Below are 12,229 nucleotides of genomic sequence, written 5' to 3'. Positions count from 1 at the left end.
TGGGTCGTGCAGGATTCGAACCTGCGACCAATTGATTAAAAGTCAACTGCTCTACCAACTGAGCTAACGACCCACTGTAGTGGTGGGTGATGACGGGCTCGAACCGCCGACCCCCTCCGTGTAAAGGAGATGCTCTACCAACTGAGCTAATCACCCACTATCGTGGTTTACTACTAATTTCCTTGCTGCTTTAACATCTTGCAAGTTGTCTTGGCAACGGCGGCATATATTACTAATTTATCTCAGCAGCGCAACCTAAATTTTGGCGCAATAGGTTCAACTGCTTGTTCTTCACGCGAATGAGCCCAGAATTCGGTCAAATCGACTAACTTCTGGGCTCGGTTTTTACTTACAAACTCGCTTCGCGTTTCTTGGCCTGCTTGGCCGCATCGCTGGTCGGGTACGATTTGATCACTTGCTGGTAAACGGCTTTGGCTTTATCAGCCTGGCCTTTTTCCTGCATGATCACCCCAACTTTATACATTGCGTCCGGCGCCTTGGGTGATTTTGGGTAACTCTTAACCACCACTGCATAATAGTATGCCGCGTCTTCCTTCTTACCCTTGTTGTAGAACAACTGGCCCAGCCAATAGTTGGCATTAGGCAGGTAATTGGATTTCGGATACTGCTTTATGAAAGCCTGAAAAGCGGAGATCGCCTGGTCATACTGCTTTTTTTCCAGCGCCAATGAAACAGCGGCGTTGTAGTCGCTGTTTTCATCGCCCGTACTAGCCACAGCGGCTGTCGCACCCGCAGGAGCGCTGCCAGCGCCATCAGAGGACACTGCGGCGGCTGTACCACCTGCGGCCCCTGCTGCTGCACCAGCGGAATTCTGTGCGCCACCCTGGCTAAGGCTATCCATCTGTTGATAGATCTGTTTCTGGCGTTCAACCACCTGATTCAACTGATACTGACTTTCCTGGATCTGCCCACGGAGTGTATCGATATCGCGTTGGTTGTCAGAGAGTTGTTGCTGAAGTTGGTTCAAAAGCTGGCCCTGAGCATTACTGATACGCTCAAGTGATGTGACACGATCTTCGACCGAGCCGGAGCCGACATTACTGATTGGCGCTTGGGCAGTAGCGGCCCATGGGACCGCTACGCCAACCAGTAACGCCAGACTCAACAGGTGACGTCTGAGGTTACTGTTCATGCGATTCTCTTAGTAAACCAGAACTGCACGACGGTTTTTAGCATAGGCTGCTTCGTCGTGGCCCAGTACTGCTGGTTTTTCTTTACCGTAAGAAACGATAGAGATCTGGTCAGCAGAAACGCCTTTGCCTTGCAGGTACATTTTAACGGAGTTAGCACGACGCTCACCCAGAGCGATGTTGTATTCTGGCGTGCCGCGCTCATCCGCATGACCTTCAACAGTCACTTTGTAGGATGGGTTGTTACGCAGGAAAGCAGCATGCGCATCCAGCATCTGAGCAAACTCAGAGCTGACGTCATATTTGTCCAGGCCGAAGTAAACAATGTTGTTACGTTGCAGTTCTTGCATCTGCAGACGTGCTTGTTCTTCAGAAGACAGGTTGCTGCTGCCGTTTTCTGTACCAGTGCCAGCGCCCATACCGGATTGATCGTTATTCGCGCTTTTGTTAGAACTACAAGCTGCTACAGCCAGAACTGGCAGTGCCAGCAGAAGCCCTTTCAGCACTTTGTTCAGTTGCATTTCTTTGATCCTTTTATAGTTTTTGCCATACATATTTTACACATGCATCACAGATACGGCGACCAGGCAGGGAATTTGACCTGTCCATCGGTTGCCGGAAGACGCGCTTTGAAGCGCCCATCAGTCGATACCAACTGCAGCACAGAGCCCATACCTTGCGTGGAGCTATAGATCACCATGGTGCCGTTTGGTGCGATACTAGGCGTTTCATCCAGGAACGTGTCCGTTAACATTTGAACGGCTCCCGATCCGAGATCTTGTTTGGTGATATGCTGAACCCCATTATTGGAACTCACCATCACCAGGAATTTACCGTCGAAGCTGACATCAGAGTCCTGATTCTGAGCACCTTCCCAGGTCAGACGCTGTGGTGCACCACCGTTTGCTCCAATCTTATAAATCTGTGGGCGACCGCCCTGGTCAGAGGTATAAGCCAGAGATTGACCATCTGGGAACCAGCTCGGTTCGGTGTTGTTGCTACGGCCATCGGTGATCTGGCTGATTTGGCCAGAACCCAGGTTCATCACATACAGGTTCAAACTGCCACTTTTGGACAGCGCGAATGCCAGGCGGCTACCGTCTGGAGAGAAGGCAGGTGCGCCGTTGTGACGAGGGAAAGAAGCTACCTGACGGATAGCGCCATCAGACAGGTTCTGGATCACCAGCGCTGATTTACCGCTCTCAAAGGTCACGTAGGCCAGTTTGCTGCCATCCGGCGACCAGGCTGGTGACATCAGTGGCTCTGGTGAGCGATGTACTGGAACCTGGTTATAGCCGTCGTAATCCGATACGCGCAGTTCATACGGGAATTTCCCGCCGTTGGTCTGCACCACGTAAGCGATGCGGGTACGGAACGCGCCCTTGATACCGGTCAGCTTCTCAAATACGCCATCGCTGGCGGTATGAGCCGCATAACGCAGCCACTGTTTGGTCACTTTAAACTGGTTCTGTGCCAATACTGTGCCAGGCGAACCTGAAGTATCGACCAGTTGGTAGGAAACCAGGTAGCTGCCGTCGGCACCAGGCTGAACCTGGCCTACCACTACGGCGTCGATGCCCAGTGCAGTCCAGGCCGCTGGCGTCACTTCAGCCGCAGTGGTAGGCTGCTGCGGCATACGTGCCACATCAATCGGGTTGAATTTGCCACTGTTACGGAGATCTGCGCCAACGATCTGGCCAACGTCTTCCGGAGGCGTGCCTGGACCCGCCCATTTAAATGGCACTACGCCAATCGGGCGAGCGGAGTCGACCCCTTGGGTGATTTCAATGCGAACTTCCGCGTGCAACACGGATGCCCACAGAACTAAAAGACCTAACGCTACTCGAAATGCCTGCTTCATCTCATCTCCCTTATCCAGGCGGTATGCCTGCGATAATTTAGCAGAATTTTAACAAACCAACGCCAACAACACTACATAATCCCTGTTGGTCACCTAGGTACATCCATGCGTGTTACTTGGTAAAGACAACCATTATTTTGGATTGAATACTATAATCGCATTCTTAACTTTCTGATAAACGGCATCACTTGGCGGTTTAGGAATTCGTGCTTGGTTGGCAGCGGCAATGGCTGCTTGGCACAAGGCAGGATCACCGCCAACAGCTTCAACCTTGCTTAAGAAACCGTCCGATTCAAGCTTGATACGCAAATCACATGTCTTACCTTCAAAACCCGAAGCGTAGAACTTACTCTGAATGGCCGCTTTAATCTGACTTTCATAAGCCGAGGAGTCTACGCCACTTTCCCCCGCAGTCTTAGCATTACCCTCACCTTTCGCCTTGGCTGCGTCACCTTTCGACTTGGCTGCACCGCCACCTTTTGGTGCATTTTTACCATCGGCCAGGCTACCGAATAAATCATCTGCAACGGCAGACTGTTTGGCGGCTTCAGCTGCAGCCTTCTTCTTGGCATCTGCGGCTTTCTTGGCGGCGGCAGCCTTCTCGGCAGCGGCTTTCTTCTCTGCGGCTTCAGCTGCTTTCTGTTCAGCGGCCGCGGCGGCCTCTTTCTTCGCCTCTTCCGCCTGCTTTTTAGCAGCGGCGGCAGCGGCAGCTTCTTTCTTGGCTTCCGCTTCGGCTTTCTTCTGTGCGTCTGCCTGCGCCTTGGCTATTTTATCCGCCTCGGCTTTGGCTTTCGCCGCAGCTTGCTCGGCTGCCTTCTGTTGTTCTTTGGCCTTCGCCGCAGCGGCTTCTGCTGCTTTCTGCAGCTCTGCGGCCTGCTGTTGTTGTTCAGCGGCTTTCTTCTGCTGTTCGGCCTGCGCCTTGGCGTCCTGCACGGCTTTTTCCTGCGCGGCCAAACGCTCTTGTTCCAGTTCTTTCAGGCGCTGCTGTTCCGCCGCCTGCTTTTGCTGCAGCTCTTCAGCCTGCTGCTCCGCCTTCTTCTGGCGCTGCTTTTCTGCACGCTGTGCATCGCTGCTCTGTTGTTGCTGGCGATTGTACTGCTCTACCACCGCCCCTGGATCGACCATCACGGCCCCGACCACGGAACCATCACCGCCGCCGCCTGCACTACTCATTTCAGTATTTTCGTACAGCGAACCCCAAATCAACAGGGCAATCAATAGAATGTGCAGAACCACCGAAACAATAACGGAGCGGTTCAGCTTATCATTTTGCTCAGTTGCCTTTACCAAAATAGAATCCCAAAAACTGCTGCTAAAACGGGGTTCCTGCGCCACAGTGCAGGAACCGGGTTGCCACTGACCTTACGGTTAGATTGGCTGGGTCATCAACCCGACAGAAGCGACACCCGCCTGATGCAGAATATTCAATGCCTTGATAATCTCATCGTACGGTACTTCCTTGGCACCACCGATCAAAAACACCGTCTTCGGATTAGCCGCCAGACGCGACTTGGCTTCGGCCGCCACCTGCTCAGGCGGCAACAGCTCCATACGGTTGTGATCCACCACCAGTGTGTACTGACCTACGCCAGAAACTTCCAGGATCACCGGTGGATTATCGTCACTGGACACCGTTTTAGAATCGGTGGCATCAGGCAAGTCAACTTCAACGCTTTGGGTGATGATTGGTGCGGTTGCCATAAAAATCAGCAACAGCACCAACAAGACGTCCAGCAGCGGAACAATGTTGATTTCCGACTTCAGCTCACGCTTGTTACGACCACGAACTTTCGCCATGCTACCCTCCTACTTCTTATTTGCTGTCGCTGGAGAAGGCCTGACGATGCAGAATAGCAGTGAACTCTTCCATAAAGTTGTCGTAATTCTGCTCAAGCTTGTTAACGCGCTGGTTTAGGCGGTTATAGGCCATAACAGCAGGGATCGCGGCAAACAGACCGATGGCCGTGGCGATCAATGCTTCGGCGATACCCGGTGCTACCATCTGCAAGGTGGCTTGTTTCACCGCGCCCAAGGCGATAAAGGCGTGCATAATCCCCCACACGGTACCAAACAGGCCGATATACGGGCTGATGGAACCCACGGTGCCGAGGAACGGAATATGGTTTTCCAGCGTTTCCAGCTCACGGTTCATCGAAATACGCATCGCACGCGTAGCCCCTTCGATCACCGACTCTGGCGCATGGCTGTTGGCACGGTGCAAACGGGCAAACTCTTTGAAACCGGAATGGAAAATCTGCTCTGATCCCGTCAGGCTATCGCGACGTGCCTGGCTTTCCTGATACAGACGGGAAAGCTCGATACCAGACCAGAATTTGTCTTCGAAGGCTTCGGCGTCGCGAGTGGCCGCATTAAGGATACGGGTCCGCTGGATGATAATCGCCCAAGAAGCCACTGAAAAGCATATCAAAATCAGCATGATAAACTTAACCAGCAGGCTCGCCTTCAAGAATAGATCTAGGATGTTCATGTCAGTCACTGCTTAAACTCCGCGACAATAGACTTAGGAAGCGCTATCGGCTTCATTTGGTGTGGATCAATGCATGCAATCAATACATCGGCCTGACTCAAGAGAGTACCGTCAGAATTAACAATGCGTTGAGCAAACGTAAGAGAAGCCCCGCGTATTGAGGTGATTTTGCTCCGCACTTCCAGCAAGTCGTCAAGACGTGCAGGTAGCAGATAATCCACCGTCATACGCCGGACAGCGAAAGCGACATGTTCTTCACTGAGCAGCTGCTGTTGATGAAAGTTATGTTGACGCAGCATCTCAGTGCGCGCTCTTTCATAAAAAGCGACGTAACGGGCGTGGTAGACCACACCACCGGCATCGGTATCTTCGTAGTAAACGCGTACCGGCCATCGAAACAACTGATTACTCACTCTACTTCCCAGCAAGGCAATTTAACGATTGCTACTATACGCAAGACAGATCGGGTTGGGAATGGGTTACTGAATGTGAATGAAAATAATTATGGGCCTGAACGGCCCATAACATGGGGGATGCGTAATAGATTATAAAGAAACGTAAATTAATCCTGCGGCCAGGATCACAATTGCAGGTAATGGCGCGAAAAATGCACGCCAAAACGTGCTCTGTGATCGGAAGCCGACACCGTGAACAATGCCCGCACATACCGCCCAGATCAGCAAGATGCCCTGCCAGATCTCTAACGAGCTGGTACGTGCTGCAAAACGGCTAGGATCCCAAAAGATACATCCCGCCAAAATCACCGCCAGCACCAATGAAAGGGCCCGAACCGGGCCCTTGTCGGTGATAGCGTACAGCTTATCCACCAGTGACGAACTCATCACTTACCGTCTTGCTGCGCTTTTGAATCTTCACTGTGCTCAAGCGCCAGCGCCGTGATGATACCGAAGGCACAGGCAAGAAGCGTTCCGAGGATCCAGGCAAAATACCACATGGTTTAGCTCCTTTTGCTTAGTACAGCGAATGCTTATTTTTTTCGATGAAGTTCTTATCCAGGCGACCAAACATTTTGTAGTACGCCCAAGCGGTGTACGCCAGAACGATTGGCACGAAGATAATGGCAACAACGGTCATCACCTGCAGCGTGAACAGGCTGGAAGTCGCATCCCACATGGTCAGGCTGACGTTAGGCACGGTGCTTGATGGCATAACGAACGGGAACATGGTTACCCCAGCCGTCAGGATCACACAGGCAATCGTCAGTGATGAACTCAGGAACGCCATCGCAGCTCGGTCCAAACGGGCAAACAGGACAGTGAACAGTGGCAGAACCACGCCCAACGCTGGCAGTGCCCACAGGATTGGATACTTGTTGTAGTTGATCAACCAGGCACCCGCCTGATGAGCCACTTCTTTACGCAGTGGATTGGATTCCGCTGCCGTATCCAGTGCTGAGGTGATCACGAAACCGTCGATACCTTTCACCAGCCAGATACCTGCCAACAGGAAGCATACGCCCATCACCAACGCAGAAATCTGCGCCGCAGCGCGTGAGCGCAGGTGAATTTCGGCAGTGGTACGCATCTGCAGGTAGGTTGCCCCCTGAGTCACCAGCATGGTCAGGCTGACAATACCGGCCAGCAAACCAAACGGGTTCAACAGTTGGAAGAAGTTGCCGGTATAGAACAGGCGCAGATATTCGTCGATGTGGAACGGCACACCCTGTAACAGGTTACCGAACGCCACGCCGAACACCACCGCAGGCACGAAGCTACCGATAAAGATGCCCCAGTCCCACATGTTACGCCAGCGGCTGTTCTCCAGCTTCGAGCGGTAGTCAAAACCGACAGGGCGGAAGAACAAGGAGGCCAACACCAGGATCATGGCCACATAGAAACCAGAGAACGCGGCAGCATAGACCATTGGCCAGGCGGCGAACAATGCGCCACCGGCGGTGATCAGCCACACCTGGTTACCGTCCCAGTGCGGGGCAATGGCGTTAATCATTACCCGACGCTCGGTATCGGTTTTACCGATGATGCGCATCAGAATACCGACACCCATATCGAAACCATCGGTGACGGCAAAACCGATTAGCAGGATGCCAACCAGGAGCCACCAGATAAATCGCAGTACTTCATAATCAAACATATCTTGGACTCCTGTTTAGCGCGCTTCCTGCACGGCGGCAGTCGGTTGTTCAAAGTGGTAGCGGCCAGTTTTCAGGCTGCTTGGACCCAGACGTGCAAACTTGAACATCAGGTACATTTCAACCACCAGGAACAGGGTGTACAAGCCGCATATCAGCCCCATCGAGAACAGAATGTCGCCTGCGGTCAGCGAAGAGGTGGCGACTGCGGTTGGCAGCACCTCACCTATCGCCCACGGCTGACGGCCATACTCCGCCACGAACCAGCCCGCTTCAACGGCAATCCAAGGTAATGGCAGGCCGAACAGCGCGGCACGAAGCAGCCATTTTTTCTGACCGATGCGACCACGTACCACGCTCAAGAATGACAGGCCGATAATAAACAGCATCAGCACACCACAGGCCACCATGATGCGGAAGGCGAAGTACAGTGGAGCAACGCGCGGGATAGAATCTTTGGTCGCCTGCTGGATCTGCGCTTCCGTCGCGTCGGTGACGTTTTCGGTATAGCGTTTGAGCAGCATGCCGTAGCCCAGATCCTGCTTGGTATCGTTGAATGCGCTACGCACTGCCGGATCGGTATTGCCGCCACGCAGCTCTTCCAGCAATTGGTAAGCCTTCATACCATTACGGATACGTACCTGGTGCTGTGCCATCAGATCACGCAGGCCGATAACCGGGGTGTCGATGGAACGGGTAGCAATCAGGCCGAGCGCCCAAGGAATTTGAATCGAGAAGGAGTTCTCCATTTTCTCCTGGTTCGGGATACCGAACAGGGTAAATGCGGCCGGAGCCGGTTGAGTTTCCCATTCGGCTTCAATGGCAGCCAGTTTGGTTTTCTGCACGTCCCCCATTTCGTAACCGGATTCATCACCCAGTACGATAACGGAAAGGATAGCAGCCATACCGAAGCTGGCAGCAATGGCGAACGAACGCTTGGCAAAGGCGATGTCACGCCCTTTCAGCAGATAGTAGGAGCTGATGCCCAGCACAAACATCGCGCCGGTGGTATAGCCGGAAGCCACGGTGTGAACAAACTTCACCTGTGCGACCGGGTTGAGAACCAGCTCGGAGAAGCTGAGCATCTCCATACGCATGGTTTCAAAGTTGAAGTCGGAGGCGATTGGGTTTTGCATCCAGCCGTTAGCGACCAGGATCCACAATGCAGACAGGTTTGAGCCGAGGGCGACAAACCAGGTGACCGTCATGTGCTGGATCTTGCTCAGGCGATCCCAGCCGAAGAAGAACAGACCGACCAGCGTCGACTCCAGGAAGAACGCCATCAGACCTTCGATAGCCAGCGGGGCCCCGAAGATGTCACCAACGTAATGAGAGAAGTACGACCAGTTGGTCCCGAACTGGAACTCCATGGTCAACCCGGTGGCCACACCCAGAGCAAAGTTGATTGCAAATAACTTGCCCCAGAATTTGGTCATATCTTTATAAATTTGTTTGCCGGACAGCACATATACTGTTTCCATAATTGCCAGCAAAAACGCCATACCCAGCGTTAATGGGACAAATAGGAAGTGGTACATCGCCGTTAAAGCAAACTGTAAGCGCGACAGTTCGACAATATCAAACATCTTGACTCCTTGCTCCTCGCAGGAAGACTCCGACTTGCGGTTATCGGTATTACTCCCGAAGGAGTAGCCAGTAACGCCCCGCAGTGAATGCCCTTAAACACAACAAAATTTGATCCATCCTCTCCGCTTTCAACCGTACGTTCCGTGCCATACCACGAGGGACGGGAACAAAACGCACCAATGAAAACCGACAGCGGGTAACAAATGCAACAAGATCAACCATCCGAAATTACACAATGGCATGATACTCGCCAAAGCCCACACAATAAATAGGTATTTGCGTGACGTAGGTTGGACTTTTGGCTACAGGTCAAAAATCAGCCTAAATAGGTAGCTCGGCCTATATTGATCTAAAACAATTTAAGCCTATCTGCATATTATTGCTAGGCTCATTACACATTTTGATGTAATTTTCCAGCGGCCATGTTAAGCAATGGTTTAATTGTTTCTTATTGGCATCTTTGTGTTAAAAAAATGTAATTTAAACACCCCCAAATTGTATTACTCCAGCATTACTATTCGATAGATATTAACTTTTTATTTTCAATGACGATTGCCGTTAGTTAACTCACAAATCAGCTTTTTGCTAAGTAATCATAGACCATGTTGCGAGGTTGATCCCAGAACCTGCAACTGTTGCGAGGTCAACTCGCACCTCACGCACCAATGCCTTGCAAAACGCCCTTCCCTCTCAGGGACATACCAAAAAAAGGCCGCCCAAAGGGCGGCCAAACATGTCGAGATATTATTTTCCCCGTCGTCTTTCAAGTCACAGCGTTGTTATCTGCACTTCCCCACCCCAGGTAAGCTCCTGGGGATGGGGAAGTTGGTCGCCTAGCTGTAACTTGAAATCCATAGGGGATACTTTTGACGTACTAACGATTCAGGATCGCCTTCACTGCGTCACCGATATCAGCCAGGCTGCGTACGGTTTTAACCCCTGCCGCTTCCAGAGCCGCGAACTTCTCATCCGCAGTCCCTTTGCCGCCGGCAATGATGGCACCAGCATGGCCCATACGCTTGCCTTTAGGTGCAGTAACACCAGCGATATAACCCACCACCGGCTTGGTGACGTGCTCTTTAATATAGGCCGCCGCTTCTTCTTCCGCGCTGCCGCCAATCTCACCAATCATCACGATGGCTTCAGTCTGCGGATCTTCCTGGAACAACTTCAGGATATCGATAAAGTTGGAACCTGGGATCGGGTCACCACCGATACCTACGCAGGTAGACTGCCCCAGACCGGCGTCAGTGGTTTGTTTTACCGCTTCATAGGTCAGAGTACCTGAACGGGAAACGATGCCCACCTTGCCTGGCAAGTGGATATGGCCAGGCATGATACCGATCTTGCATTCACCCGGGGTGATCACACCTGGGCAGTTCGGGCCGATCATGCGCACACCGGCTTCATCCAGCTTCACTTTCACGATCAGCATATCCAGAGTTGGGATACCTTCGGTGATGGTGATGATCAGTTTGATGCCTGCATCAATGGCTTCCAGAATGGAATCTTTGCAGAATGGCGCTGGCACATAGATGACAGACGCGGTAGCGCCGGTCGCTTCAACAGCCTCACGCACGGTGTTGAACACTGGCAGACCCAGGTGCTGAGTACCACCTTTGCCTGGAGTCACGCCACCAACCATTTTGGTGCCGTAAGCGATAGCTTGTTCGGAGTGGAAGGTACCCTGGCTACCGGTGAAACCCTGGCAGATTACTTTGGTGTTCTTATCGATTAAAATGGACATTATTTACCCTCCACTGCCGCAACAACTTGCTGAGCCGCATCAGTCAGGCTGGTCGCAGCAATGATATTCAAACCGCTGTCCGCCAGTTTCTTGGCGCCCAGTTCGGCGTTGTTCCCTTCCAAGCGCACCACCACCGGGACGTTAACGCCCACTTCGGCTACCGCGCCAATGATACCGTCGGCGATCAGATCGCAACGCACGATGCCACCGAAGATGTTAACCAGTACCGCTTTCACCTTGTCGTCAGACAGGATGATTTTGAAGGCTTCGGTCACGCGCTCTTTGGTTGCGCCACCGCCCACATCCAGGAAGTTGGCTGGTTCGCCACCGTGCAGTTTCACGATGTCCATGGTACCCATCGCCAGACCGGCACCGTTCACCATGCAACCGATGTTACCGTCGAGGGCGACATAGTTCAGTTCCCACTGGGCCGCACGGGATTCACGCTCGTCTTCCTGAGAAGGGTCACGCATTTCACGCAGTTCAGACTGGCGGAACAGGGCGTTGCCATCGGCACCCAGCTTACCATCCAGGCAGATCAGATCGCCCTGCTTGGTCACGACCAGCGGGTTGATCTCAACCATCGCCAGATCGCGCTCCAGGAACAGCGTTGCCAAACCCATAAAAATTTTGGCAAACTGGCCGACTTGCTTACCGGTCAGGCCCAGTTTGAACGCCAGCTCACGCCCCTGGTAAGGCTGTGGGCCTGCCAGTGGATCGATGGTCATTTTGTGGATCAGTTCCGGGGTCTCTTCCGCAACTTTCTCAATTTCAACGCCGCCTTCAGTAGAAGCCATAAACACTACGCGACGGCTGGCGCGGTCAACCACCGCCCCCAGATACAACTCTTTGTCGATATCGGTGGCCGCTTCTACCAGGATCTGGTGAACCGGCTGGCCCAGTGCATCGGTCTGGTAGGTCACCAGACGTTTACCCAGCCAGGCTTCGGCAAAAGCACGGATATCTTCTTTGCTGTTAACGACTTTAACGCCACCAGCTTTACCACGGCCGCCAGCATGAACCTGACATTTTACCACCCACGGGCCGGAGCCGATTTTAGATGCGGCTTCTTCTGCTTCACGCGGAGTGGTACAGGCGTAACCGGTTGGTGCTGGCATGCCATACCGAGCAAACAGCTGTTTTGCCTGATATTCGTGTAAATTCATGATGTTCTATCCATTCAGGTCAGAAAGTTTTAGCCGGGTCACTTTCGCGGTATTCCGCATGACTTATCGGCCACATAGCACAGGGTGTGGGCGCGGCAAAAACCGCGCCCTTGCAGGGA

13 protein-coding genes and 2 tRNA genes are annotated in these 12,229 nt (G+C 52.7%); all 15 read right to left on the bottom strand.

Annotated features, from left to right (window positions below):
* The 15 genes from KAJ71_RS06555 to sucC all read right to left on the bottom strand — a co-directional run bounded on the left by KAJ71_RS06555 (position 1) and on the right by sucC (position 12,110).
* Positions 1–73, bottom strand: a tRNA-Lys gene (locus KAJ71_RS06555).
* Positions 74–80: 7 nt separating this feature from the next.
* Positions 81–156, bottom strand: a tRNA-Val gene (locus KAJ71_RS06550).
* 193 nt (positions 157–349) lie between these two features.
* Positions 350–1,153 (bottom strand): cell division protein CpoB, encoded by an 804-nt coding sequence (gene cpoB, locus KAJ71_RS06545; protein WP_248944966.1) that lies wholly within the window; start codon positions 1,151–1,153, stop codon positions 350–352.
* Positions 1,154–1,162: 9 nt separating this feature from the next.
* Positions 1,163–1,672, bottom strand: coding sequence for a peptidoglycan-associated lipoprotein Pal (gene pal / locus KAJ71_RS06540; protein ID WP_248944965.1), 510 nt, complete (start codon positions 1,670–1,672; stop codon positions 1,163–1,165).
* Positions 1,673–1,719: 47 nt separating this feature from the next.
* Positions 1,720–3,012 (bottom strand): Tol-Pal system beta propeller repeat protein TolB, encoded by a 1,293-nt coding sequence (gene tolB / locus KAJ71_RS06535; RefSeq protein WP_248944964.1) that lies wholly within the window; start codon positions 3,010–3,012, stop codon positions 1,720–1,722.
* Between the two features lie 132 nt (positions 3,013–3,144).
* On the bottom strand, positions 3,145–4,302 hold the full coding sequence (tolA, locus tag KAJ71_RS06530; RefSeq protein ID WP_248944963.1) for a cell envelope integrity protein TolA: 1,158 nt from the start codon (positions 4,300–4,302) through the stop codon (positions 3,145–3,147).
* Positions 4,303–4,380: 78 nt separating this feature from the next.
* Positions 4,381–4,809 carry a colicin uptake protein TolR gene (tolR, locus tag KAJ71_RS06525; protein WP_024529347.1) on the bottom strand — a complete coding sequence of 143 codons (429 nt, stop codon included), beginning with the start codon at positions 4,807–4,809 and terminating at the stop codon, positions 4,381–4,383.
* A gap of 16 nt (positions 4,810–4,825) precedes the next feature.
* Positions 4,826–5,509, bottom strand: a complete 684-nt coding sequence (gene tolQ / locus KAJ71_RS06520; protein ID WP_024483139.1) for a Tol-Pal system protein TolQ — start codon at positions 5,507–5,509, stop codon at positions 4,826–4,828.
* On the bottom strand, positions 5,506–5,913 hold the full coding sequence (gene ybgC / locus KAJ71_RS06515; protein WP_248944962.1) for a tol-pal system-associated acyl-CoA thioesterase: 408 nt from the start codon (positions 5,911–5,913) through the stop codon (positions 5,506–5,508). The genes tolQ and ybgC overlap by 4 nt, the downstream gene beginning before the upstream one ends.
* Positions 5,914–6,045: 132 nt before the next feature.
* Positions 6,046–6,342, bottom strand: a complete 297-nt coding sequence (ybgE, locus tag KAJ71_RS06510; protein WP_248944961.1) for a cyd operon protein YbgE — start codon at positions 6,340–6,342, stop codon at positions 6,046–6,048.
* Entirely contained in the window at positions 6,342–6,455 is a 114-nt protein-coding gene (cydX, locus tag KAJ71_RS06505; protein WP_021805265.1) for a cytochrome bd-I oxidase subunit CydX, read from the bottom strand. The genes ybgE and cydX overlap by 1 nt, the downstream gene beginning before the upstream one ends.
* Positions 6,456–6,472: 17 nt before the next feature.
* Positions 6,473–7,612 (bottom strand): cytochrome d ubiquinol oxidase subunit II, encoded by a 1,140-nt coding sequence (gene cydB / locus KAJ71_RS06500; RefSeq protein WP_248944960.1) that lies wholly within the window; start codon positions 7,610–7,612, stop codon positions 6,473–6,475.
* Positions 7,613–7,627: 15 nt separating this feature from the next.
* Positions 7,628–9,196: a cytochrome ubiquinol oxidase subunit I gene (gene cydA / locus KAJ71_RS06495; RefSeq protein ID WP_248944959.1), complete on the bottom strand. Its 1,569-nt coding sequence runs from the start codon at positions 9,194–9,196 to the stop codon at positions 7,628–7,630.
* A gap of 875 nt (positions 9,197–10,071) precedes the next feature.
* A complete protein-coding gene (gene sucD / locus KAJ71_RS06490) occupies positions 10,072–10,944 on the bottom strand; it encodes a succinate--CoA ligase subunit alpha (protein WP_248944958.1) in 873 nt (290 codons plus the stop codon).
* Positions 10,944–12,110 carry an ADP-forming succinate--CoA ligase subunit beta gene (gene sucC, locus KAJ71_RS06485; protein ID WP_004949756.1) on the bottom strand — a complete coding sequence of 389 codons (1,167 nt, stop codon included), beginning with the start codon at positions 12,108–12,110 and terminating at the stop codon, positions 10,944–10,946. The genes sucD and sucC overlap by 1 nt, the downstream gene beginning before the upstream one ends.
* Positions 12,111–12,229 lie beyond the last annotated feature (119 nt).

The sequence above is a fragment of the Serratia silvae genome, from assembly GCF_023282985.1.
GTDB lineage: Bacteria > Pseudomonadota > Gammaproteobacteria > Enterobacterales > Enterobacteriaceae > Chania > Chania silvae.
This window is presented reverse-complemented; position numbering and strand designations above follow the sequence as displayed.